Origin of the sequence: Clostridium estertheticum (assembly GCF_011065935.2) — a bacterium.
In the GTDB taxonomy this organism is placed as follows: Bacteria; Bacillota; Clostridia; order Clostridiales; family Clostridiaceae; genus Clostridium_AD; species Clostridium_AD estertheticum_A.
Genome location: NZ_JAAMNH020000001.1, coordinates 772,386 through 795,608, shown reverse-complemented (window position 1 = coordinate 795,608; position 23,223 = coordinate 772,386). Strand labels below are relative to the sequence as shown.

At 31.3% G+C, this 23,223-nt stretch carries 20 protein-coding genes and 1 other annotated feature; of the genes, 12 read left to right on the top strand and 8 right to left on the bottom strand.

All coding sequences use genetic code 11. From position 1 onward, the window contains the following. Positions 1-648: 648 nt before the first annotated feature. Positions 649-1,968, top strand: a complete 1,320-nt coding sequence (locus G9F72_RS03645; RefSeq protein ID WP_164958586.1) for an amino acid permease — start codon at positions 649-651, stop codon at positions 1,966-1,968. 117 nt (positions 1,969-2,085) lie between these two features. Here the strand turns inward: G9F72_RS03645 and G9F72_RS03640 are convergent, their stop codons facing one another. Continuing rightward, positions 2,086-2,268 carry a hypothetical protein gene (locus G9F72_RS03640; protein WP_164958587.1) on the bottom strand — a complete coding sequence of 61 codons (183 nt, stop codon included), beginning with the start codon at positions 2,266-2,268 and terminating at the stop codon, positions 2,086-2,088. A gap of 306 nt (positions 2,269-2,574) precedes the next feature. On the opposite strand from G9F72_RS03640, the gene G9F72_RS03635 reads away from it, so the two are divergent. Next, positions 2,575-3,075: a hypothetical protein gene (locus tag G9F72_RS03635; RefSeq protein ID WP_164958588.1), complete on the top strand. Its 501-nt coding sequence runs from the start codon at positions 2,575-2,577 to the stop codon at positions 3,073-3,075. 127 nt (positions 3,076-3,202) lie between these two features. Here G9F72_RS03635 and G9F72_RS03630 read toward each other — a convergent pair whose 3' ends face one another. Further along, positions 3,203-4,162 (bottom strand): 2-hydroxyacid dehydrogenase, encoded by a 960-nt coding sequence (locus G9F72_RS03630; protein WP_164958589.1) that lies wholly within the window; start codon positions 4,160-4,162, stop codon positions 3,203-3,205. 172 nt (positions 4,163-4,334) lie between these two features. Between G9F72_RS03630 and G9F72_RS03625 the strand changes: the two genes are divergently transcribed. From G9F72_RS03625 to G9F72_RS03610, 4 genes are all read left to right on the top strand, one after another. After that, entirely contained in the window at positions 4,335-5,042 is a 708-nt protein-coding gene (locus tag G9F72_RS03625) for a response regulator (protein ID WP_164958590.1), read from the top strand. Positions 5,043-5,219: 177 nt separating this feature from the next. Beyond that, positions 5,220-6,536: a 2-hydroxycarboxylate transporter family protein gene (locus tag G9F72_RS03620; RefSeq protein WP_164958591.1), complete on the top strand. Its 1,317-nt coding sequence runs from the start codon at positions 5,220-5,222 to the stop codon at positions 6,534-6,536. A 26-nt stretch (positions 6,537-6,562) separates the two neighbouring features. Continuing rightward, entirely contained in the window at positions 6,563-7,738 is a 1,176-nt protein-coding gene (locus G9F72_RS03615; protein ID WP_202054877.1) for an NADP-dependent malic enzyme, read from the top strand. A gap of 117 nt (positions 7,739-7,855) precedes the next feature. Continuing rightward, a complete protein-coding gene (locus G9F72_RS03610; RefSeq protein WP_164958593.1) occupies positions 7,856-9,460 on the top strand; it encodes an ATP-binding protein in 1,605 nt (534 codons plus the stop codon). 57 nt (positions 9,461-9,517) lie between these two features. Here the strand turns inward: G9F72_RS03610 and G9F72_RS03605 are convergent, their stop codons facing one another. Both G9F72_RS03605 and ppx read right to left on the bottom strand, forming a co-directional pair. After that, the gene (locus G9F72_RS03605) at positions 9,518-10,105 is read right to left on the bottom strand and encodes an HD domain-containing protein (protein WP_164958594.1); all 588 of its coding nucleotides are present in this window, start codon (positions 10,103-10,105) and stop codon (positions 9,518-9,520) included. Between the two features lie 97 nt (positions 10,106-10,202). Then, positions 10,203-11,705, bottom strand: a complete 1,503-nt coding sequence (ppx, locus tag G9F72_RS03600; RefSeq protein ID WP_164958595.1) for an exopolyphosphatase — start codon at positions 11,703-11,705, stop codon at positions 10,203-10,205. 225 nt (positions 11,706-11,930) lie between these two features. Here ppx and G9F72_RS03595 point away from each other — a divergent pair, with 225 nt between their 5' ends. After that, positions 11,931-13,472 carry an HD domain-containing protein gene (locus tag G9F72_RS03595; RefSeq protein ID WP_164958596.1) on the top strand — a complete coding sequence of 514 codons (1,542 nt, stop codon included), beginning with the start codon at positions 11,931-11,933 and terminating at the stop codon, positions 13,470-13,472. 16 nt (positions 13,473-13,488) lie between these two features. Next, complete coding sequence (locus tag G9F72_RS03590) at positions 13,489-15,621, top strand: RNA degradosome polyphosphate kinase (RefSeq protein WP_164958597.1); 2,133 nt, start codon at positions 13,489-13,491, stop codon at positions 15,619-15,621. 57 nt (positions 15,622-15,678) lie between these two features. Here the strand turns inward: G9F72_RS03590 and G9F72_RS03585 are convergent, their stop codons facing one another. Further along, positions 15,679-15,879 (bottom strand): DUF1450 domain-containing protein, encoded by a 201-nt coding sequence (locus G9F72_RS03585; RefSeq protein WP_164958598.1) that lies wholly within the window; start codon positions 15,877-15,879, stop codon positions 15,679-15,681. Between the two features lie 397 nt (positions 15,880-16,276). Between G9F72_RS03585 and G9F72_RS03580 the strand changes: the two genes are divergently transcribed. After that, on the top strand, positions 16,277-16,414 hold the full coding sequence (locus G9F72_RS03580) for a zinc ribbon-containing protein (protein WP_164958599.1): 138 nt from the start codon (positions 16,277-16,279) through the stop codon (positions 16,412-16,414). Between the two features lie 25 nt (positions 16,415-16,439). Beyond that, positions 16,440-17,468, top strand: coding sequence for an aldo/keto reductase (locus tag G9F72_RS03575; RefSeq protein WP_164958600.1), 1,029 nt, complete (start codon positions 16,440-16,442; stop codon positions 17,466-17,468). Between the two features lie 194 nt (positions 17,469-17,662). On the opposite strand, the gene G9F72_RS03570 is transcribed toward G9F72_RS03575, so the two are convergent. Next, positions 17,663-18,064 carry a hypothetical protein gene (locus tag G9F72_RS03570; protein WP_164958601.1) on the bottom strand — a complete coding sequence of 134 codons (402 nt, stop codon included), beginning with the start codon at positions 18,062-18,064 and terminating at the stop codon, positions 17,663-17,665. A gap of 134 nt (positions 18,065-18,198) precedes the next feature. Continuing rightward, a complete protein-coding gene (locus tag G9F72_RS03565; RefSeq protein ID WP_164958602.1) occupies positions 18,199-18,957 on the bottom strand; it encodes an AIM24 family protein in 759 nt (252 codons plus the stop codon). Positions 18,958-19,391: 434 nt separating this feature from the next. Here G9F72_RS03565 and G9F72_RS03560 point away from each other — a divergent pair, with 434 nt between their 5' ends. Together G9F72_RS03560 and G9F72_RS03555 are read left to right on the top strand one after the other, a co-directional pair. After that, the gene (locus G9F72_RS03560) at positions 19,392-20,849 is read left to right on the top strand and encodes an ATP-binding protein (RefSeq protein ID WP_224675944.1); all 1,458 of its coding nucleotides are present in this window, start codon (positions 19,392-19,394) and stop codon (positions 20,847-20,849) included. A 41-nt stretch (positions 20,850-20,890) separates the two neighbouring features. Further along, on the top strand, positions 20,891-22,162 hold the full coding sequence (locus tag G9F72_RS03555) for a leucine-rich repeat domain-containing protein (RefSeq protein ID WP_164958603.1): 1,272 nt from the start codon (positions 20,891-20,893) through the stop codon (positions 22,160-22,162). A 170-nt stretch (positions 22,163-22,332) separates the two neighbouring features. Next, positions 22,333-22,386: a sequence feature (sodium ion sensor (DUF1646 type); this cis-regulatory element may regulate processes involved in with the transportation of sodium ions), on the bottom strand. A gap of 36 nt (positions 22,387-22,422) precedes the next feature. Here G9F72_RS03555 and G9F72_RS03550 read toward each other — a convergent pair. Further along, positions 22,423-23,202 (bottom strand): sugar phosphate isomerase/epimerase family protein, encoded by a 780-nt coding sequence (locus tag G9F72_RS03550; RefSeq protein WP_164958604.1) that lies wholly within the window; start codon positions 23,200-23,202, stop codon positions 22,423-22,425. Between the last annotated feature and the right edge of the window lie 21 nt (positions 23,203-23,223).

The window sequence follows — 23,223 nt, the reverse complement described above, 5'->3', positions numbered from 1 at the left end:
CTTTCCTTTTGACTATACATCAATTGATCTACGTCATAGGCTAAACGATTTTGTAGCCCTTACAAAATATCGCTATACAAAATGATAATTAAACTTACTGCGGTCTGTGTTCTTCTATATTTATTTTCCATAATTAAATTATAATACTATTTGTGTATGTTTTCAATGATTTTATACACTAATAACCAAACTAATTTTATATAATTTGTTGCACTATTGTGCAAGTACTATCCATCCCACACCTGGTAACACTGAGAATTACAGCTGTAAAAAATTGCATTGGTAATAATGTAAATGTACAGCCTCTAACACCTAATAGGACTGTTTCTTGTAGGAACTTTCCTTTTTTATCACAATCACATAATAATTATATATAAAAATGAACCTTGCTCATAAGAAGAGTAAGGTTTATTTTTAGTGTTGCTAAATTTCATTAGCTATTTAGTGCAATTTAACCTTTCTTTCAATAATTTTTACTACAAATGATATTACTTTTATTTAGCCGTTGCCAAAGTATATTTTCAAGTACTCATGCACAAACTATATTTTGTAAATGAAATATGATTGTTGAATTCCTATTCTCTACATCAATCATGTCCAAATTCAATGGATTCAACTTATGCTAAAAATGAATGGGAGGAAACTAAAATGGAAAAAAATGAATTAAAAAAAGAAATCGGCCTTTTATCAGCAAGTGCGGTCGTTATAGGTATGGTAATAGGTTCAGGAGTATTCTTTAAGCCTACAGCTATTTATACCGCAACAGGAGCACCAGGACTCGGTATGATTGCATGGGTTATAGGAGGATTTATAACTATAGCAGGAGGACTTACAGCAGCCGAAGTGGCCGCCGCAATACCAAAAACTGGTGGAATGATAGTTTGGCTAGAGGAAACATATGGACAAATTTGGGGATTTCTATTGGGTTGGGTTGAAACAGTGATATCTTTTCCTGCAAATATAGCTGCACTAGGAATAATATTTGCCACGCAAGCTGTTTCTTTGTTAGGCTTGAATGATGGAATGTTAGTTACAATTGCAATAATAAGCATTCTATTTTTAATAGTTATGAATTGTTTAGGCGCAAAAGTTGGTGGTAATATTCAAACCATATTTACTATAGGTAAAATGGTTCCTATATTTGCAATTATTGTTTTTGGTATTATTAAAGGTAATGGTGGAGTAGTAAGAATATTTCCAGTCACAGTTGCTAGCCATCCAATAGCTACAAGTTTGGGCTCCGCACTTTTGGCAACTATGTTTGCTTATGATGGTTGGATACACATTGGAAATATATCAGGAGAGTTAAAAAACCCCAAAAAAGATTTACCGAAAGCAATTATTGGTGGACTGTTTTTTGTAATGGCTGTCTATATATTAATTAACTTGGCGTATCTATTTGTTTTACCAGCATCTGCACTTGCAGCAACAAAGACACCAGCTACAGATGTAGCAACATTAATTTTTGGATCAGTTGGTGGAAAGGTTATTACAATTGGAATTTTGATATCAATATTTGGAACTTTAAATGGTAATATATTAACAGGAATGAGAGTTCCGTATGCCATGGCCTTAGAAAATAGATTACCGGGAAGCAAATTGTTATCAACACTAAATTCTAAAACTAGAACTCCAATTTACAGTGGTGTATTGATTGGAATTATTGCAATTATAATGACTCTTGTAGGAAACTTTAACCAATTAACAGATTTATTAGTATTTGTACTTTGGTTTTTTTATGTTATGACATTTATTGCAGTAATTGTTCTTAGGAAGAAGCAACCAGACCTTAAAAGACCTTATATAGTACCTTTATATCCTGTAGTTCCCATTATAGCAATAATAGGAGGACTTTATATAATAATAAATACCATGATTACTCAACCTCTTAATGCAGGATTAGGTATTGTACTCACAATAATAGGATTACCTATATATTTTATTAAAAAAAATAAAGCCATTAAATAAAAAAAATCAGAAAACCGAAGTTGTTTTAGGTTATTGTTTAAGAAAAGCATAATATGGTATATAATAAAAATATAAATATATTTGAATATATTGAAAATAAGAGCATTTAAAATGCTCTTATTTAAATAAATTTACAAAAAAGTTTATTACGAAAAAAACAAATCTTTCAAAACAAAAACATAAAATTTTTTTAGAGGAATCTTTCAAAGCTTCATTAAACCCTTCTTTTACAGGTTGGCCGACTTGTAGTGAACAGTGGTTGTGAGCTTTTGGCGGATTCTTTTGTTTTTTGTTTTTCAATAGATCACCTCCTTTATGGCATATCATTGCTCCCAGTAAGAGGATTTGATTAAAATATATAACTTTTGACCTACTTTTTTTATGTAGTTTTAAATTTTTATTTCATTATACGAGAACATATGTTTGCCTAAATAGAGTATATCATAAAATAATAGATAAATATACCAATAAACTATTTATATAATTTATATACCTTACAATTTTCAAAGATAACTTAATATAAAGTAAAAGTAACACAAAATCTTAATAATGAATAAACTATATAGATTAGGTTTTAAATATCAATGAAGAAATGGAGAAATAAAAATGAAAAAATTTCAACCTTTTTATGGTATCATTACCATGATTAATGATTTTTGGATTGAGGCAAACGGAAAAGGAAATGGATGTTATAAATTAATGTCTGTAGATAACGGTAATGGAACTTTAGTGAATTTCGTGGTATCACCAAGCACTTACTTTGTAGACCATGTGATGGTGGCAGTTGGAGATATGGTAACTGGATTTTATGACGCAAATGCACCTGTTCCTCTCATTTTTCCACCACAATTCAGGGCAATTGTTATGGCAAGAAATACACTCTATCAAAACGTGAAAGTAGACTATTTTAACAGTAAGCTTATCAGTAGCGATAATTTTTTAAAATTAAACATTGCCCCCGATACTAAGATAGTACTAGAAAACGGTCAGGCCTTTACCCAAAATCCTGCAAATCGAAATCTAATTGTTATCTATGGTGCTACCACAAGGAGTATTCCAGCACAAACCACACCTTATGAAATTGTTGTTATGTGTGACGAAACATAATTTTTAACTAATTCCCATAAACATCTAAAATTAATATTTAAATCTTCAATTATAAACAAAGCTGACACCATATAAAAATGGTGTCAGCTTTGTTTGTAATATGGAATTAAGGAAACCTTCTCCAATGTTAATTTACAACATTAATTGGCTTTCCCTTAATAAATGATTGAATGTTAACAGCCACGAGCTTAATAAGTCTTTGCCTAGACTCTAAACGCTTCCACCCTATATGCGGAGTGAGGATAACATTATGCATGTCAAACAATGGATTATTCTGCCTGGGTGGTTCTGGGTCCTGAACATCCAGGGCAGCACCAGCAATTCTCTTGTTTTGTAAGGCTTCAATTAAATCTGTTTCTTTTATTATTGGACCCCTTGAAGTGTTTATGATAAAAGCTGAAGGCTTCATAAGCGCCAAGCGGTCCTTATCAATAAGATGCAAAGTATCAGGGGTAAGTGGGCAATGGAGGCTTACAAAATCGCTTTGTTTGAGCAAATCTTCAAGGGAAACAAAGTGTACGTTTTGGTCGCCATAAGGTTTCTGAGTTCTACTGTATGTCAAAATATTCATACCAAGAGCTAAAGCGATTTTTATTACCTCCCGCCCAATAGCCCCGGATCCGCCAATGACTCCAAGAGTTTTATTTTTCACTTCAAAATGTGGAAGTTCTAAGTGTTTAGTGAAATTATCAAAGTTTTTCTCTTTGAGCATCATCTGCTGCTGAATCAATGAGGAGCTGAAATTCAAGATGTAGGTAATCACTAGATGCGCCACTGCTTGGGTGCTGTAGCTAGGAATATTGCACACGGTAATATTCTTTTCTCTTGCGGCAACAATATCGATGTTATTATATCCAGTTCCAGCTTCGCAGATGAGTTTAACGGAGGGAGGAAATTGAGAGATTAAATCCCTCCCCAATGCTAATTCCTTGGTTATGATAATAGTTTGATCTTTAACACGTTCTAAAATCTCAATACTGCTGCTTTCATCGTGCTTTGTGAAAGTAGTAAGTTCTTCTATTGGCGAAAAATCCAATTTGCTATCAAAGTTCAATTTTTCTAAATTTAGAAATACTGTGTTTTCCATAGTTACCCCCTAAAGTTTAAATTATTATAAAGATTATATAATCATATCACTCCTAACTATCTAATGCATTTTAAAATCTATAACTTATAAGTTTTCTAATAATGTGATAAAATATATAAAACGAAGTAGCAAATAAATCCTCGCCATGTCACTAAGCAGGAGGTGTTGAAATTTGATTAAGGTTTTGATTGTTGAAGATGACCCTATGGTAGTAAAATTCAATAAATATTATTTAGAACAAGTTGGTGGCTTTGAATTAAAGGGAGTTGCAGCTTCCGCAGATGATGCTTTTAGTGTTTTAGAAAAAGAACCTATAGATTTAATATTATTAGATATATACATGCCTGGAATTAATGGCCTTGAGCTACTTTCTCAGCTTAGAAAAACTGATACAAATGTTGATGTTATTATAGTAAGCGCAGCAAAAGATAGCATAAGTATAAAAAAGGCTCTCCAGCATGGAGCTGTGGATTATCTAATTAAGCCCTTTGAATTTGAACGTTTTAGTGCAGCATTATCTTCATATAAAAATAGGGAAAAGTTTATAAATAGTAAAGAGCATATAAGCCAAGAGGAACTAGATAAGCTTTTACATTACAAGCAGCAACCATCTAGCCTTGAAGCTTTTCCTAAAGGTCTTGATAAAAATACTTTAAAACTTGTATGGGATAAAATATTAGAAATAAAAGATACCGCTTTTTCAACAGACGAATTAGCAGTTCTTTTAGGGATATCAAGGGTTTCTATCCGAAAATATCTAAACTTTCTAGAGGAAATAAACGCTTTAAAAAAAGAAGTGATTTATGGCTCTCTAGGCAGGCCAATCTATAAATACAAGTACATAAAATCAAATACTAATTCTATTAATAATTATTTATAATTCATTGTTACAGAATTCTTAACATAAAAAAACATATAACCTAATTGGTATGTATGTTTTTTTGTTTTTTTACTTACTTTAATTACAAAACACTTTAAAAAGTTTCATATACTATTTTAATATTTAGTTCTGCTTTATAGTCTTATTATAGAAAATTAATAAATAGGGGGCTATATTATGCAAAGAGCTGAAAACGTTTCCCAAAAGAATTCAAAAAGTTTTATCTCAAAGGTTACTACTTTAAAAATAGGCGTTGTTCCATTACCATTGTATATTGTTTTAGCTTGTATTATCTTTACCGCTTCTATATACAAAAAACTTCCAGCAGATATGATTGGTGGTTTTGCAACAATCATGATTATGGGTATACTTTTAGGTGAGGCAGGTAAAAATATACCAATATTAAAAAATATCGGTGGACCTGCAATACTATGTCTATTCGTTCCATCTTATATGTTATATGCTCACATTTTAAATCCAACCTCCGTGAAAGCGATTACGGCTGTGATGAAAACATCTAACTTCTTATATCTTTATATTTCTGTTTTAGTAGCCGGAAGTATACTTGGAATGAATAGGAAAATATTAATTAAAGGTTTTACACGGATGTTCATTCCTTTAATTATTGGAACAATTGCAGCTATATCAGCTGGAATACTTGTAGGGTTGGCATTCGGATATACACCTTACAGAACTTTCTTCTTTATTGTAATGCCGATTATAGCAGGAGGTATAGGTGAAGGAATATTACCTCTTACATTATCATATTCAGAAATTCTTCATCAAGGTCAGCAAGTCTTTGTAGCACAAATGATTCCAGCTGCATTACTTGGGAATGTTATAGCCATTGTTTCAGCAGGATTATTAAAACGTTTAGGTGAAAAGAAACCAGAGCTTTCTGGTGATGGTACATTAGTTAAAAGTGGTAATGATGATATGGTAGATACCACCCCAGAAAAAGCAATAGATTTCTCATTAATGGGAGCCGGACTGTTAATTGCTTGTAGTCTATTTATTTTTGGAAGTCTTGCAAGTAAATTCGTACCAATTCCCGGACCAGTTATTATGATATTTACAGCAGCATTACTAAAAATTTTAAAGCTAATGCCAGAAAAAATGGAACAAGGTGCACATCAATTATATAAATTTATATCTGGTTCATTAACTTACCCACTAATGATTGGCTTAGGAGTACTATTTGTACCATGGGCAGATTTAGTAAGTGCCATCACACCATCATACGTTGCAATATGTGCATCCACAGTTATAGCTATGATTGCTTCAGGATTTTTTATAGGAAAATATGTAAATATGTATCCTGTAGATGCTGCAATTGTAACTGCATGTCATAGTGGACTTGGCGGAACTGGAGACGTAGCAATATTATCTGCTTCAAGCCGTATGGAATTAATGCCTTTTGCACAGATTGCTACTAGAATTGGCGGAGCTTCAATGGTGGTCGTAGCAGCATTATTAATGAAGTTCTTTTCCTAATAAATTAATTAAATGGAGGTATGTATATGAGCACTATTCAAGAAGAATCACTAAAATTGCATAAAGAGTTAAAGGGTAAAATAGAGGTATGTAGTAAAGTTGAAGTGAATACTCCTCATGATTTGAGTTTAGCTTATACCCCAGGGGTTGCAGAGCCTTGTCTTGTTATAGCTAAAAATCCTGATTCAGTATATGAATATACTGCCAAAGGAAATTTGGTAGCAGTGGTATCCGATGGTACAGCAGTCCTAGGCCTTGGAGACATAGGCCCTATGGCAGCTATGCCAGTAATGGAGGGAAAAGCTGTATTGTTTAAAAAATTTGCTAATATAGATGCTTTCCCTATATGTTTAGGAACAAAAGATGTGGACGAGTTAGTTATGATTATAAAAGCATTAGAGCCCACCTTTGGAGGAATAAATTTAGAAGATATCTCCGCACCTAGATGCTTTGAGATTGAAGCAAGATTAAAGAAGGAAATGAACATACCAGTTTTTCATGATGATCAGCATGGAACCGCAATAGTAGTTTTATCAGGACTTATAAATGCTTTGAAGGTAGTAAAAAAAGATTTTGCTGATATTAAGCTAGTGCTGCAAGGAGCAGGCTCTGCAGGAATAGCTATTACTAAGCTTCTTGTTAAAGCAGGACTAAAAAACGCTATTTTAGTAGATCGTTTAGGTGTGCTTTGCCCGGGAGAGAGCTGGATGAACCCAGCTCAAAAGGATATTGCAGAAGCTACCAATCCAAATAGAATTCGCGGTACCCTTACAGATGCAATTAAAAGCGCTGATGTATTTATCGGAGTTTCAGCTCCAGGAACGGTAAGCAAAGATATGATAGCTTCTATGAATCCTAAAGCAATAGTATTTGCAATGGCAAATCCTACACCGGAAATCTTTCCAGAAGATGCATTAGCTGCAGGAGCTGCTATCGTAGCTACTGGGAGATCAGATTATCCAAATCAAGTAAATAATGTTTTGGCTTTCCCAGGTATTTTTAGAGGTGCTTTAGATGTTCGCGCAAAGGACATCAACGAAGAGATGAAACTAGCAGCAGCCTATGCTATTGCTGGAGTGTTAAAAGATGAAGAATTAAATGAAAATAACATAGTCCCTAAACCTTTTGACCCAAGAGTATGTTCTTGTGTGGCTACAGCAGTAGCAAAAGCCGCAAGAGAATCCGGTGTTGCAAGAGTTTAATTATACAAGAGAAGAGGCGCTTTATTGCACCTCTTTTTTTGTATATAAAAGTTAAGAGAAAAAATATATAATGGATATAAGGGAAAGATAAAATTACAGTGAAATGAGGTGACCCCAGTGAAAAAAATTATGAAGCTACAAACAAAACTCACTATATTAGTAATAATAGTTGTCTTTATTTCTATATCTATAATTATATTTTTTGTAACCTCATGGATGACAAGTAATATTGAAAGTGAAGTTAAAACAAATATAATGAATGTTGCTGAAATTGTTGCTCATTCACCAGAAATAAAAAAGGCATTAGAAATAAAAGATGAAAATAAAATTATAGGTTCTGACGTAGATACACTTCTCAAGACAGTATCACAAATAGAATATATTATTGTGGTTGGTATGGATGGAACAAGATATTCCCACCCTGATCCAAAGCTCATAGGAGCAAAATTTGTTGGAGGAGACGAATATAGAGTTCTAAAAAAAGGTGAAACTTATATTTCTGAAGCTACAGGGACCTTAGGTAAATCTTTAAGAGCCTTCACGCCTATATATAATTTGAATAATAACAAGCAAATAGGTTTTGTAGCTGTAGGAACTCTCACCCAAAGTATAGAAAATTCGAAGCATAAAGCTATTGTATATTTAATTTTTATTGCCTTGGGAGCTTTAACTGTAGGAATCATAGGAGCCTTTTTATTAGCTCAGAATATAAAAGAAACATTACTTGGGCTAGAACCAGAAGAGATAACAAAGCTTTATAACGAAAAAATGAGCATAATTGATGCCATTCACGAAGGCTTGGTAGCAATTGATAAACATGGTCAAATTACACTTATTAATGATTCTGCACTAAAAATATTGCAATTAGAACACAAATATAATAAAAATGAAATAATAGGGCAGAAAATGGAGATCCTATTCCCAACTACTCGTTTATTAACCATAACAGAACTTGGAATATCTGAATATGACAAAGAACAAAATATAAACAACACACTAATTATGACCAATAGAGTTCCAATAAAAGATAGGCACAAAGTAATAGGAGCAATTGCCACCTTTAGAGATAAATCTGAGGTAACTAATCTTGCCGAAGAACTTACTGGTGTAAAGCAGATACTTGAAGCGCTTAGAGCGAATAATCATGAATTTATGAATAAACTTCATGTCATACTAGGATTAATACACATTGGGGAATTAGAGGAGGCTAAAAAATATATTACTACCATTACTGAGAAAAAACAAAAACTTTTAAGTGAGGTTACAAATAAAATTAAGAACCCTACCATTGCGGCATTAATACTAGGCAAATTTAGCAGAGCAGCGGAATTGAAAATAAATTTAATCATTGATGAAGCTACGAATCTTGAGAATAACCACAAAAATATTTCTAACAATGTTTTAGTAACCATAATAGGAAATTTAATAGAAAATGCTATGGAAGCGGCTAGTAAAAGTGTAAAAGATGATAGATATGTTAATGTTAAAATCCTTGAAGGGGCTAAAGAAATTAAAATTGAGATTAGTGATTCAGGAATTGGCATAGAAAAAGAATATATAGATAAAATATTTCAAAGAGGATATACTACAAAAGCGGGAAGTTCAGGAGTTGGTCTATCTTTAGTTAAAGATGCTATTGATAATTTAAAAGGTGAAATAACTGTGGTATCGGAATTAAATAATGGAAGTATAATTACAGTAATATTACCTGTGGATAACTAAAAGCATATTATTTTTTTGATACAAACAAAAGGCATCTACTATTAAAGTAGGTGCCTTTTATGAGCATTCCACATATATTGGTATATTATATATTTTTGAAAACAAATAGGATTTCTTTTTAATTTTCTTTAATATTATGTCACAATCCTCGCCCCTAATTTGAATATTTAAAGTATGGTTTTTCATTTCAACGGTTTCGAGTAAAACATTGAGCTTATGTGAATGATCAAGAGCATCTGCAATTCTAAGGAGAGATATTAACTTTAGCAGTGCAACTTTTTCAGCATGTGGATAATAATCCACAGCATCGTCAATAAATTTCCCATGACTACTAGCAATGAATGCTAAGTTATCCCTAAGACCACTTGGAACATTATCCAGAAGTGGTTCCTTTAAAATAATGTATTTGGTATGGTTTTGATGATTTTGTTTATTGATAAAATAGCCTATGTCGTGGAGGAGGGCACTATAACGCAGGAGATTTCTTTCTTCATCCTTAAATTCATAGTAGGGATTCAGTGAGTCAAGTAATCGCAACGCATAACTTGAAACTTTCACTTCATGAGCTTTAATGTCAAATACATTATACTTATCTACAACTTTGCGAAGCTCCTCTTCGTTTAAATAGTTTGTAATATTAAGCATGCTATTCCCCTTCCAATATTAGGCATCTTGTTACCTACGCCTTAAACTATATTAAGTATATGAAAAGATTATGGATAGCATTCTTATGTTCTGTTAATTATATAATAATTAATTTTTTATTGAATGTTTTCTCAAAGGAAGAGGCACAATCCAAGGCAGCGGTTATTTCTAGTAATGGATCTGCTACTGCATCAACAGTTATGGTTACAGTGTCTAATTCAATATTGCAACTAACCATTTTTATATTGCCATTTAAGCATCTATCTAGATTTTCACTAATTCGCAATAATATGCTTAGTTTATCTACAATGTCTAAATCCTGCTCTGTTATTAAATGCTGGTATAATTTTAAGTTTATTTTAAATTCATTTTTTCTATCAAGTGCTGCTATGTATGATGCCATTAGTTGCTCTTTATGAGTAAGCCCGTTAATTTTAGAGTTTGCAATCATATAAGAGGAATGCTTATTGTGGTCAAAATAGCTTATTATAATTCCTATATCATGAAGCATACATGCTGTTTTTAAAATTTTATAGGGATTTATTGGTATGTTAATAATGGGGTTCAGTTCATTGTACAAGGTTTTAGTTAGCATCCATACGTGGTTTGGATGTACAATGTCTATTTCATAGTTAAGTAAATTATTTTTTATAGAAAAATCAAGAACATCAATTAAAGGTTTCTTATTTTTAAAAATATATTCATATAAATACCCATCGCGAAGTCCACTACCACTAACATGTAGCTCTTTTAGATCAAGATATTCAATTAAGGTAACTAAAACAGAAGTTGCACCCACAAATATATCTGATCTTTCCTTTGAAAGTCCCTTAAGTTTTTTTCTTTGAGAAGCATCTTTACCCTTAATTTGATCATATATATCTATTACCTCATTTGTAGGAATTCTATAATTATGAAGATTATCTATTGGATAATTAGTTTTTTTCTTATGTAGTTTACCAATATTTCTTATAGTACCACCAATTCCAATTATAGGTACATTTTTAACCTCCTTTAACCAAGGAATATCTTTATAAAGTGAAGTTAGGAATTCTTTAATAGCATTTTCACTTTTATTATTCATTGCCTTTTGAAGTGAGAATTTTTCTGTAAGGTTTATGGCTCCAAAAGGTAAACTAATAGAGTGCTTTAATTTTCTGTTTTCAACAAAGATTAGCTCTGAACTACTTCCACCAATATCCACTATAAGCGCATCAGAAAAATCCATACTATTAATAGCTCCAAAATAATCATAATAAGCTTCTTCTGTTCCAGTCAAAACACGAATATCAATAGAAAGTTCTGATTTGACACGGTTTAAAAATTCCATTTGATTAGGTGCTCTACGTACAGCTTCTGTGGCCACTGCTAAGATTCCATTTGTATTCTGCATAACGCATAGCTTTTTGAAGAAAGCTAAAGTATAAATAGCATTATCAATTCTAGAAGGATTTAACCCAACCTCTGGGGTCATATCTTTCCCTAGGCGAACACTTTCTTTTATTTCATCTATTACTCTAAAAGAATTATCTTTATTAATTTGAACTATTATTAAACGTATTGAATTTGAACCTATGTCAATAATGCCTATTTTCTTCATTCTTATTCTCCTTTGAAAAATGATTTTTTATAGAACTTATATCTATAGTAATTAATAATTATAGTATTTGCAAGTCTTACTGAGGATGCTTCTTCTACAGAAATATTTTTTAAGGATTAATTTTCGGTCAAAGTTTGGTTAAATGAACTATAGATTATTGTATAAAAATAATCAATATAGTACTATTAACATATATATTAATTTAATATACAAAGGAGAATTTCTATGGACATCGTTAAAGCATGGGAAATTATTGCGGCTATTGATGTAGGTGCTAATTATTTAAAAATGACAATTGGGGAAATAAATACAGATGGAGAAGTAATCATTTTAGAGGATGTAGTAAAACCTACAAATATAGGTAAAGATACCTTTTCTAAAGAGAGAATCTCTGTTGAGACAATACATAAGACTTGTGAAGATTTAAAAGGGTTTGTGAAGCTTATGACGGATTATAAGATCAAGTCTTATAAGGTGGTAGCAACTAGTGGTATAAGGGACGCTGAGAATAAACAGTATGTTCTAGAACAAATAAGGCTTAGAACTGGGTTAAATATAGAAGCAATAAACATCGCAGAAGAACAATTTTTTATGTTAAAGGCAGTTAGAAACCATTTAAATTCAATAGATATTAAAGAATCAGAACAATCTTTAATTGTTAATATTACCTCAGGCGCAGTTGAGACATCAATATATGAAGGTGGTAAATTGAAATTTACTGAACATGTAAAGATTGGATCTCTAAGAATAAGAGAAGCACTATCTGAATTAGAATCAAAGACAATTGATTTTTCAGAGACTATGGAGCAGTATATAGAAAGTAAGATTTATGGACTAAAACCTCAAATTAAAAAATTTGAAATTCATCACTTTTTAGGGTTAGGTGGAGAGTTAAATATAATTTGCCAGATTATAAGGAAAAAGAAAGGAGTTAATAAGAAAGATTATTATATTAAAAAGGAAGCATTGATTTCACTTATAGTGGAAATTGGTAATATGGATAATTTCGAAATTAAAACCATCTTTGGACTTTCTAATAAAACTGCAGAACTTCTGTTACCCTCAGTACTAATTTTTTATTGTTTTCTTAAAATGACTAAGGTAGAGGGAATTCAAGTTCCAAAGTTATCACTTAGGCAAGGAATTTTATATAATTTAGCTGATGAAATACTAAATATTTCAAGAAAAAAAGAATCAATAAATGATATCATTAGCTCTGTTTGGTATATAGGCGACAAATATCAAATTGATAAAAACCATTCGGTTTTTGTTGAAAAGTTTTCACTTGAAATTTTTGATAACACGAAGAAATTACATAAGCTAGGAGATAGGGAAAGGCTTTATTTGCAGGTTGCAGCTATTCTCCATGATGTGGGTGGCTTTATAAGTGCTAACGATCATGATTTTCATTCCTATAATATAATAAGATCTCAAAGTATTATTGGATTTTCAGACATAGAACTTGAGCTTATTGCAAGTGCAACTAGATACCACGCAGAAGACATTCCTATAACAGCTCATAAAAACTATAGATATTTAAGTGATTCAGATAAAATGGTGGTATCTACCTTAGCTGCAATATTAAAGCTTTCTGAAGCTTTAGATATATCGCATATTCAAAAGATAAAAGAAATGAAATTAGTAGGAACTAAGGATAGCTTGTTTTTCAATTTAAAATCTGAGGAAGATATTATTTTAGAAGAATGGGAATTCTCTAAGCATGTAGATTTTTTTGAACAAGTAATTGGTGTAAAACCAATACTATAAAAAAGGGAGATAAAAAATGACTGTTTATTCATTGCCTAAATATTTTATTAGTAGGGAAATAAGTTGGCTTCAATTTAATGAGCGTGTACTTGAAGAAGCACAGGATACTACAAATCCATTGCTGGAAAGATTAAAATTCATAGCTATTGTAAGCTCAAATTTAGATGAGTTTTTTATGGTTAGAGTTGGTTCACTATCGGATCAAATTACAGCTGAATTTGATAAAAAAGATCCATCAGGACTTTCACCACGAGAACAAATGAAGCAAATAGGACTATTAGTACATAAACTTGTTTATAATCAATTTAATTGTTACAATCGTTCATTAAAAAAAGGTCTTAAAAAAGAAAAAATTAAATTTTTAAAATCCAATAATTTGAGTGAAATCCAAGTTAAATATGTTGAAAATTATTATCTTAAAAATATTTATCCAGTACTAACACCTATGGTTGTTAACCAAAGCAGCCCTTTTCCACTTATATCCAATAAAAGCTTAAATATTGCAGTTCTACTAAAGGATAGCAAGGATGAAAATATATTTGCAACAATAAAGGCTCCTTCAGTTATAGATAGACTTATAAAAATTCCAGATGAAGAAGGAATATCCTTTATGTTTTTAGAAGATATTATTAAGATGAATTTAAATTCTCTTTTTAGTGGACATGAAATTATAGCTGCAAGTTGTTATCGTATTACCAGAAATGCAGATATGACCTTAGATGAAGAAGGAGCAGAAGATTTACTTGAAGCAATTGAAGAATCTCTAAAGCAACGTAAATGGGGCACGGCTGTGCGTCTTGAGATAGAAAAAGGTATGAATGTTAAATTACTTGAAATTCTTGAGAGGGAGCTTGAAATCTCAAGTGAGCAGGAGTATGAGATAAATGGTCCCATAGATTTAACCTTTTTAATGAAGCTGGGAAGAACTAAGGGTTATGAAAAATTAGAATATGCACCTTTAAAGCCACAGATACCAAAGCCGTTTTTAAAATTTAATAGTATATTTAATGCAATTGCAGAGAAGGATATTTTATTACATCATCCCTATGAATCCTTTGACCCAATTGTTGAGTTAGTTAAGCAAGCAGCTGTTGATCCACACGTTCTTGCAATAAAACATACCTTATACCGTGTAAGTGGAAATTCACCTATTATAGAAGCATTAGTAAAGGCTGCAGAAATGGGAAAACAAGTTACAGTCTTGGTAGAGCTTAAGGCAAGATTTGATGAAAGTAGTAACATACTTTGGGCAAAGCAATTAGAAGAATCAGGCTGTCACGTAATTTATGGTCTTGTGGGACTGAAAACTCATTGTAAAATATTGCTTGTAGTTCGAAGAGAAGAAGATGGAATTAAGCGTTATGTTCATATGGGAACAGGAAACTATAATGATGTTACTGCCAGGCTCTATACTGATATAGGCTTATTTACATCTAATCCATATTTTGGAGCAGATGCATCTGCTCTATTTAATATGTTATCAGGCCATTCTAAGCCAACAGCCTTATATAAATTTAGTTTGGCACCATTGCAGTTAAGAGATAGATTTTTACATATGATATTTGAGGAAGCAAGAAATGCTAAAAAAGGTAAGAAGGCTAGAATCATCGCAAAAGTAAACTCATTAGTTGATATGGAAATCATTGAAGCCTTATATGAAGCTTCCACTGCGGGAGTAAAAATTGATTTAATAGTGCGAGGAATTTGTTGTCTAAAACCAGGAATACCAGGAGTAAGCGAAAATATTTCTGTTAGAAGCATTGTAGGAAGATTTTTAGAACATAGTCGTATTTTCTATTTTTATAATGACGGACAGGAAGGAATTTATCTATCAAGTGCAGATTGGATGACTAGAAATTTAGATAGAAGGGTAGAACTTTTATTTCCAATTGAAGATCATGAGTCAAGAAATAAAATAAAAGAGATTTTAGATATTTCACTATTAGATACCGAGAAGGCTAGAATTTTAAATAAGGATGGGATTTATATAAGGGTTGATAGAAGAGGAAAAGAACTGATCAATAGTCAAGAAGCGTTTTATGCTCTTGTACTTAAAGATGATAGCGAGTCAAAGGATAAAACCCATAATTTGAAGGAATATTGGTCAGAGAACGGCTTTACACCAAGGGTATCTGAAAAATCCATATAGGAAATCTATATAGATAAATAATAAGGTCGGATAGATTTTAAAATCTATCCGACCTTATTATTTATCTTTTTTTAATTTTTTAACTAATTTCTCCACACTATCAGCGGTGATAAACTCACCATGCACTTTTACAAAAGGAGATTTATGGCACATGCCGCATTTGCTTAGGCATTTTTTATGTTCAAATTCAATATTATTATCTTTTAGTGCTTTACTTAACTCATCATAGCTTTTATTTGATTTGCAAAGTTTAATCATTCTATGTCACATCCTTATATTTGTTTCTTTTTATTGTTTTGTAAAATGAATTTTACATTTAGAATTGCCAAGAGTATATTTTCTTTTGTTCTAAAAAGATTTTTGTAGGATTTATCTTCATAGTAATACATTACCTTGTCCTTATCATTTTTGCAAGTAATTAATATATATTATTATACGAAAATAATTATTATTTCTTTTTTTTAAAATTAAAGGCTAGACAATAAAAAGTTAGCTCCCTACAAATAGGTAGCTATTCCTAAAAATTAACAACCCAACATGAAAAAAAAGTACAATAATGTGTATTACAAATATGATTTTTAATTTACACACATAAATTCTAGCAGGATAATTACGAAATAGTATTGAATACTTATATGTAAAGGAAGTGATAACAATGTATACTACAGGACAAAAGCCAGGAAAAGGTGATTACAAATGTACTACTTGTGGGGAAATAGTTCATTTAGAACTAGACTCTGATACCTTACCTATATGCCCTAAATGTCGCAGATCTACTTATGAAAAACTATAGTTATAAAACATATGGAGGAATATAAATGGATAAAATAAAACTAGGAAGAACAAATTTAATGGTTACAAGAAGCGGCTTTGGTGCATTACCGGTGCAAAGAGTTTCTTTTGAAGAGGCTAGGAATATTTTACGAAAAGCTCATGACAATGGGATAAATTTTTTTGATACTGCAAGGGCATATTCCGATAGTGAAGAAAAAATAGGGTATTCTCTTTCAGATGTTAGAAGTGATATCATAATTGCAACTAAGAGCCATGCAAATGACAGAAAAACATTACTTGAGCATTTACAAATAAGTCTTCAAAATTTAAAAACAGATTATGTAGATATTCTTCAGTTACATAACCCAAGTATTCTTCCAGATCCTGAAAATCCAGAAGGCCTCTATGCAGGACTTCTAGAAGCTAAGAAAAGAGGACTTGTTCGTTTTATAGGGATTACAAATCATAAAATAAAAAATGCAATGGATGCAGCCGCCTCAGGATTATATGACACTATACAATTCCCACTAAGTTCACTATCTGCTGATATTGACTTAAGCTTAATTAAAGAATGTAGTGAAAGAAATGTGGGTCTCATTGCAATGAAGGCTCTTTCTGGAGGACTAATAACTAATGCCGCCTCGACCTTTTCCTTTCTAAGGCAATTTGATAACGTTGTTCCAATATGGGGAATACAAAGAGAAACTGAGTTAGATGAATTTATTTCTCTTGAGAAAAATCCACCAATACTCGACGAATCCATGTGGTCCATTATTAATAAGGATCGTACTGAGCTTTCAGGAGATTTCTGTCGTGCTTGCGGATATTGTCTTCCATGCCCTGCTGGAATTGAAATCCCCACAGCTGCACGAATATCACTTCTTCTTAAAAGAGCTCCTTATCAAGGATTCTTAGAAGATAGCTTTAAAGAAAAGATGGAACTTATAAATAATTGCATAGAATGTGGGCACTGTAAAAATCACTGCCCTTATAAGCTAGATACTCCAAATCTTTTAAAAAGAGAACTGAAAAACTACAATGAATTTTATGCTAAACATACCCCTCAAAGGTAACTGCGACTTGGTAAAATAGGTGAAGGAATTCATATAAGGTACATAGTTAATTCCGAGGAATTTATAAAAAAAATAGTTCGTTAAATTTTTTTATTTAAGACTGCACCTAATCGTGCAGTCTTTTGTTATATTAATTTGATTTTCACAATTGGAACTTTTTTATTATAAGCGTAACTGTTTTATGACAAGGGATACTATAGAGTTCTTATCTCTTTTTTAAGATTATCTGCTATCAATTTTTCTTCAATTGAACAATTCTCTTCATGTATAAAGCTTTCAATAAATGCTTTATTCTTTGATGCATCTTTTATATTCTCAATCATCAATCCTTCGGCATCCTTAATAGTTAGTTCGCCATCTCCATCAAGTACCTTACAGAATATTGTCTCTTCTCTAATATCATTTTCAGTTAATACCATGGTAAAAATAGGTGTCATAACTTTAGCATCATCCTTGTCAAATGTGTTAGTTATAAATACTGTATATTCCATTTTTTCCACGACATTATTATTTTCATCACGCCTTATGGATTTAAATACTAGTAGGCCAACAGTAATAACGACTACCAGTATTACAAAAAAATAACTATGATTCATTAAACTCCCACTCTCCATATTATTTATAAGTTCTCTATGCACAAGTTAATATAGATTCCTCACTGCTTTTTCCTCATTTTATGTTACTGATTAATGCTATTTTCATATTTGATAGTGCTAAATTAAAATATGAATTATACATTCATTGGTCTATTTTTTCTAGTAGGTGCAATCCAAACCTCACCTGTTCCTACAAATGTTTGTAAATATCCTTCGCGCTTTGACTTTTCTATTTTTGTTTCTATTTTGCCTCTTATAACAATTGAAAAATTACCATCAATTTTTAGTGTTTCATTATTTAACTCATAAATGAGGATTTCATCGAAGGGAACGTCACTTTCTAATATGGCAATACCACTTCCACTTAGTTTTGGTTGTCTAAAACCATCTCCACTTACTAGGCCTGTAGCAATATTTTTATTTGTATGAACAGAAAGCTCAATGCTATCTTCACAACAATAAAACATTCCATCATCTAAAATAAGCTCTTCATTAGATAGCTCTAGAATATAAAAATACTTATGTGAGGGGTCTAAATATATCTCCCCGTATTTCCCATAATACTTTGATGTAAAGGAAGCTTCTCCAGCGCCCACGTTTTTGAAAAATCCCTTAGAGGCAGAAGGTGCGTTTTTCTGAATCTCTATTTGGATTGGTCCCTTCATAAATTGGAGCTCACCAGGCTGTACTAGTACCCCACCTCCATTAATGTTAATTCTCACTTGGCGGAGCTTTTCCCCACCATATTGCGACGGGGATAAATTTGCAGCAGTAGGGTTAAAAACACTGCCATTTCTAAGTTTTTTATATTCAAGTACTTCGAATACGGTATTATTACTACTTGTTGAGCTATCTATTACTCTTACTGCATCTGAAAAATCAGGATTAAACATAATTAATTCCCTCCAATAACTTATTTAAATTTTCCAGGGTATCAATCTCTTGATTCCCATTTTTTTCATCTCACTCACTACAGAGGCTTCTTCAAATGCTACTGCTTGATCATCAGTTATAAATTGATTAAATTTAATCATGTCTTACTCATCACCTTCATTATAAGTACAATATTAACATTAAACACAGGTACATGCAACATAATATCGACAAAATTGTAATAAATAAACATTAAAATGACGTTTTTTTCATAAGAAGACAGAAAAGTTCCACCTATATGGCAAGTTACATGTAAGTGGTCCAGAAATACCAATATATATAATAACTTTATTATTAAGAATATATCACAATGTCGCATTTTGTAGTAATATGTTATAAGGGATAATTGATTTTAAATTATAGTAATTTTTTTTGAGGAGCTGCGATAATTATTATGGGTAAAAATAAAAGTAGGCGAACTATGGTATTGGGATATATTTCAATTGCTTGTCTATCATTAATAATAATATTATTTAGTATTTATAGTATGAATAAAGTATGTAATGAGTCTGATTTTATTATAAAAAAAATACTTCCTGCAAAAACATTTTCAACGGAAATTTTAACATCACTAATTAATCAGGAAACCGGTATTAGAGCCTATATCATTAAAAAAGACAAAGGTTTTTTAGCCCCCTATTATTTAGGAAGTAACCAAGTACAAGGATATTACAATTCTTTGGATAATTTGAAAGATACGGAATTAGGAATGGACACTACTAATCAACTTGTAGATCAGATGAAGTCCATTGAAACATTTTTTAAAGAGCAAATAGCATTGGTAGATAACGGCAATTCCTATCAGGCAAAATTAAATTTAAATGAAGGCAAAAATTTAGTTGATAAATTTAGGACTACTGATAATATACTAATAAATAAAATTAATTTAGATGTAAATATTTCACGTAACAAAGTTATAAGTGCCCAAAAATTTCAAAGGTATCTATTGATTTTTTTAGGTAGTGTACTTACTTTGGGTAATCTTATGTTTATTAGGTATATATGGAATTATACCTATGAAGAAGTTAAGAAAAAAAATCAACTGAATAAGGAATTACAAAAATTACTTATTTCACATGAAGAATTTATGGCAAATATTTCACATGAGCTTAAAACACCATTAAATGTGATTTTCTCAGCAATACAGTTATTTCAAATGTATTGCCAAAATGGCTCATTAGACCAAAGGCGCCAAACAATTATTAAATATCTTGACTCTATGAAACTAAACTCCTATAGATTATCTAAACTTATAAATAATATAGTTGATTCATCAAAAATTCAAGCAGGGTTCTTTAAATTGAACTTATCAAATAACAATATAGTGGAAGTTGTAGAAGAAATAGTGATGTCTGTAACTAATTTTACTGACATAAAAGGCCTACATATTATTTTTGATACAGATGTAGAAGAGAATATTATTGCTTGTGACCCAGAAATGATACAGAGAATAGTATTAAATCTTATATCAAATGCCATAAAATTTTCAAATATCGGGAATGAAATATTTGTAGATGTTAAGGATAAAACTAAATTTGTTGAAATCTCTGTTAAAGACAATGGTATTGGAATTGAAGAAAAGAACTTGGATATGATATTTGATAGATTTAAACAGGTAGACAAATCTCTATCAAGAAATGCAGAAGGTACGGGTATTGGTCTTAGTTTAGTTAAGTCAATTGTAGAATTACATGGTGGTAGTATATATGCTGAAAGTGAATTTGGGAAAGGAAGTAAGTTTACAGTTATGCTTCCTTCAGACAAGGTAATTAGGGAAAATATGATATATAGTAGCAAAGTGCGAAGTGAAGATGAAAGTATACGAGTGGAACTTTCAGATGTTTATTCCTAGTATTCACATAGTTTAATTATTAATTCAAATGGGGGATTATAATGATGAAGAAGATACCTTACATTAAATCTAAGTGTTTAAATATTTCTATTATTTTTTTATTTAGTATAAGCCTTGTTGGTTGTAGTTCTACAAAGATGGCATCATCAAACAGTGCTAATCAACAAAACTCAGTAAGTGTTCAGATTACAGAGAGTACAGTTATTACATTTTCAGATAAGAATTTAGAGAAGACTATAAGAGAGGAGATACAATGCCCTACTGGAGATATTTTAAAAGATGATGTTGATAAGATAACCAAACTTCAAAACACTAAGGACAAACATATTACGAACCTTTCAGGAATAGAAAATTTGGCTAATTTGACTTCATTAAATTTGAGTAATAATCAAATCAGTAACATAGAACCTTTAAAAGGACTAACTAACTTGATTGATTTGAATTTATCTTCAAATCAAATGAATAACATAGAACCTCTAAAAAGCTTAATTAACTTAACTAATTTGAATTTAGCTACAAATCAAATGACTAACATAGAACCCCTAAAAGGCTTGACTAACTTAACTAATTTAAACTTAGCTGCCAATAAAATGACTAACATAGAACCATTAAAAGGCTTGACTAACTTGACTAATTTGAATTTAGCTACTAATCATATGACTAACATAGAGCCATTAAAAGGCTTGACTAACTTGACTAATTTGAATTTAGCTACTAATCATATGACTAACATAGAGCCTTTAAAAGGTTTGACTAAACTGACTAATTTGAATTTAGCTACCAATCAAATTAGTAACGTGGAACCTCTAAAGGACTTGACTAACTTAACTGATTTGGATTTAGCTACTAATCAAATGAGTAACGTGGAACCACTAAAGGGACTCGCTAACTTAACTAATTTGGATTTGGCTACTAATCAAATGGCTAACATGGAACCATTAAAAGGTTTGACTAACTTGAATGATTTAAAATTAGATGCTAATAAAATAGAAAATTTTTCTCCAGTTAGCACCTATTGTAAAAATCTAAGCAAAATAGATATTGTGAATACAGTTATTACCTCTAAGCAAATGTTAATAAGCACCAATAATCAGGTTACAGATATTACAGTTGTTACATTTCCGGATGGTGAACTCGGAAAATTAATAAGAGATACATTGCAACATTCTACCCAGGATATTTTAAAGGGTGATGTTGATAAAATAACAAAACTTCAAAACACCCAAGACGAAAATACTGCTAATCTTTCAGGCCTAGAAGATTCCACTGATTTGGATTCAAATACTAATAAAATTAGTATTATAGAACCGTAGTGCCACCCACGTGGCAAGTGGCTCAGCAAATTAGTTTCTCTAATGCATCCTTTAATCCCACCATAGGTAACTGTATTACCTCCTCATATTGGTACATAGTGTTAAAACTATTCATTAACAAATTACAAATAATTTTATCAAAAAATAAAAAGGTGGGGAACTCAAATAAGAGTTTCCCACCCTAGAAACAAATTTCTTGGAATCAAACCTAACTTTGTCCAACCGATAAAAAATATTATACTAATATAATACTACAAAACTCATATTAATTCAATTTTTCCATCGGTAATTATATCCTCAACTAATTTCTTTAAATTGTTATATCCTATCTCCACACTTTTTAAACAAGGTTCATTGAAAAATTCTTGCTCAATAATAAACCATTTAGCTCCTTGCTTTTCAGCTTCTTTAATTATAGTTTTGAAATCCATAATTCCATTTCCAACTTCAGTTGAACGCTTTTCTCCATTTACTATTTCCATATCTTTTATATGAATAAGATCACATCGCCCTGCATGTTTTTTTATATATTGAGCAGGATCCAGCCCTGCATACTGAACCCAATAAGTATCAATTTCTGCTTTTACCAGTTCCGCATCAGCTTCTTTGTACAGAATATCTAGCCCATATTCCCCTTGATATTCTTGAAATTCATGCCCATGATTATGGTAACCAAATAATATCCCCTTTTCGCTACATTTTAAAGCTAAAACATTCAATGTTTGTGCCATTTCTTCATAATCTACTTTGCTATTATATGTAGCAAAAGGGCATATTATATACGGGCTGCCAATTTCTAAATTATATTCTATTACATTATCAATATTCTTTGTTAATTCATCCAAACTTACATGACTTCCGCAAACCTTAAGACCTAACTCCCTGAGCAATGCTTTAAGCTCTGAACTTGATAATCCACCGTAACCAGCAAACTCTACTCCGCTATAGCCTATTTTAGCTACTCTCCTTAACGCCTCTGTAAAGTCTTTCTCTGTCTCATCTTTAATACTATATAATTGAAGAGCTATAGGTAAACTCATAATCTACACTTCCCTTTCCTT